Genomic DNA, 2,464 nt, shown 5'->3' on the forward strand with positions numbered 1-2,464 from the left:
GGCGCATGCCGCGGCCTGCGGGCTGACGCTGCTGGCGCTGAGCGAGCCGTGGGCCGAGATCCCGCTCGATGTGTGCTGGCGCCAGCACCCGCAGCCGCCGGAGAACGTGCAGCGGCTGCTCGACCAGCTGCGGCCGGCAGCGGCGCCCGGACCGCGACCGGTGAGCACCCCGACGGTGCACGGCCCGCAGCTGCGTGCACGCGACACGCTGGCCGAGTGCCTGTCGGCCGCGCTGGAGAGCGTCGCTCCGGCCTGATGAACCTGGTGTGGGAGGGCGGCATCCTTCGCGCAGGGTCAACGCTGGCTTGCCGAATGGTCGCTTGTGAGCGTGACGTGCTTCACGCACGCTCGTCGTCATCTGCCGAAAGGACGACGCCCATGACGATTGCCTTCGATGCCACGCGCCTTGCGCCGCCAGGTTCAGAGGATCTCGGCGAGCGCCGCGCGCTGACGCGCGACGTGCAGTTCCATGGCGAGGAAGAGCTCGAGCGCTGCCCGGCCGAGGCACTGCCGGCGGGCGCGCCGGCGCTGCTGCGCGCGCTGTGCCAGTCCGTCACGGCCGGCGAGCGCGAGCGGATCGTGCGGATCGCGCTCGCTGAACTGGGCTTCGAGTGGATGAGCTGCGCCACGCTGCGCCGCCAGCGCGGCGAATGGCAGCCGCACACGGTGCTGACGACCTATGCGCCGCCGGCCTGGACGCGGCGCTACTACGGCGAGCGCCACCACGAGATCGACCCACGCCTGCAGCAGCTGCTGCGCTCCTGCCTGCCGCTGGTGTGGGACGAGCACGACCTGGCCGAGGCCGGCCCGCCGCGCTTCGTGCAGGCGATGGGCGACAGCCGGGTGCGCAGCGGCGTGTGCCTGCGGCTGTCGATCGACGGCGCCCATGCGGCCGAGGCGTTCGCGCTGATCAGCCTGATGTCGTCGCGGCCCGACCGCGGCTGGATCGACGACGCGCGGCTCGGGCTGGCGCTGAACTTCATGCTGTGCCTGCACGAGTTCCAGCGGCGCCACCTGCGGCTGCCGCCGTGCGACGACGACGACACGCCGGCGGGCGCGCTGTCGGCGCTGCAGCAGCGCATCCTGCAGTGCCTGCGCCATGGGCAGAGCGACAAGCAGATCGCCTACGGGCTGCAGCTGTCGTCGCATGCGGTGGACTACCACATGCGGCAGCTGCGGCGGCGCTTCGCGGTGCGCAACCGTGTGCAGCTGGTCAACGCGGCGCGCTAGCTCAGCCGGTGGCTTTCTTCTGGGCGTCCTGGCACAACGCCTTCAGCCGGTCGCCGCCGGCGCGGGCCGCGTCGTTCACATGGTCGACGAACTTCGCCGGGTCGCCGCCGCCCTCGGTCCAGGCCTGGTACAGCGCCTGCAGGTTGGTGCGGCCCGTGGACTTGCCGGCGGCGTCGACACCGGTCTCGGCCAGCAGCGGCGGCGCGATCGGCGTGCCCGGCGGCGCGAAGTTGGTCGTGAAGTCGCTGTGCGTCACCGTCGTGCCGTTGCTGAAGCCCATCGCGCCGAGCAGTGGGCTGTTCCAGCGCGCATCGGGCTGCTTCAGCATCTCGGTCACCAGCGCGCTCTTCTGTTCCGGCGTCATCGTCGCGCTGAGCTTCTGGAACTGCGCCAGCGCTTCGAACGGGTTGCGGGCGTTGGCCGCGGCGAGTGTCTTCGCCTGGGCCGCCGGCGTGGCGGCATCGCCGAACGCGGCCGGGTCGGCGCCGGTGCCGTCGAGCTCGGGCGACAGCGTGCGGCCGCTGCGGTTCACCAGCGTCAGGCGATCGCCGACGTTCACCAGGTCGGGGTCACCCTTCTGGCTCGTGACGTGGCCGTCGTCGAGCCGGCGGCTGTAGCCGTTGTCGGCCTCGATGCGGTCCAGCGTGGTGCGGGTCAGCTGGTTGCTGCCCCAGTGTTCGGTCTTGGCCCGGTCGAGCTCGGYCGGTGTCAGCACGGTGGCCTGCACGTCGCCGCGCGCCGCGACATCCCACATCGTGTCGCCCGGATCGACGACGTAGGTGGCATCGTTGACCTTCGTCTCGTCGACCTGCTTCAACAGGTCGGTGACCAGGGTCTGCCGGGTGCCGGCGTCGAGCGCATAGACGCCGGTCTTGCTGTCGCCCGCGTTGTGCAGGCTGAACGCGACCGCATCGGCCAGCACCTGCGTGTTGTTCTTCTTGAGCCCGAGCTCGAGCCCGTCGCCGAAATGGCCGAGCGCTGCCAGCGGGTCCTGCTTGTCGACGGCGGGGGCCGCGAGGCCGTCGAGCACGTCCTGGCCGAAGGCGCGGGCCGCGCCGCTGTCGCCGTTCAGCTCGAACACCGCGCCCATGTCCTCCATCGTCTGGTCGTACTCGGGCTGGCTGTCGATCGCGCCGCTGCCGGCCGTGCCCTGCGCCTTGCTGAAATCGGTGTGCGCGTTCCTGCCGAGGTCGTTCGCGATGTCATCGACGACCGGCTCGGCGCCCTGGTACAC

Annotated in this window: 3 protein-coding genes; 2 read left to right on the forward strand and 1 reads right to left on the reverse strand. The window is 71.6% G+C overall.

Going from position 1 to position 2,464, the window contains the following annotated elements:
• Together AC1D15_RS26900 and AC1D15_RS26905 are read left to right on the forward strand one after the other, a co-directional pair.
• A partial coding sequence (locus tag AC1D15_RS26900) for a type 2 periplasmic-binding domain-containing protein (protein WP_477828412.1) occupies nt 1–256 on the forward strand: 256 nt, incomplete at its 5' end.
• 122 nt (nt 257–378) lie between these two features.
• Nucleotides 379–1,230 (forward strand): helix-turn-helix transcriptional regulator, encoded by an 852-nt coding sequence (locus tag AC1D15_RS26905; RefSeq protein WP_477828413.1) that lies wholly within the window; start codon nt 379–381, stop codon nt 1,228–1,230.
• Between the two features lies 1 nt (nt 1,231).
• Here the strand turns inward: AC1D15_RS26905 and AC1D15_RS26910 are convergent.
• On the reverse strand, nt 1,232–2,464 hold a 1,233-nt coding region (locus AC1D15_RS26910; protein WP_477828414.1), incomplete at its 5' end, for a hypothetical protein.

The organism is Rhizobacter sp. P2_H2, assembly GCF_056403375.1.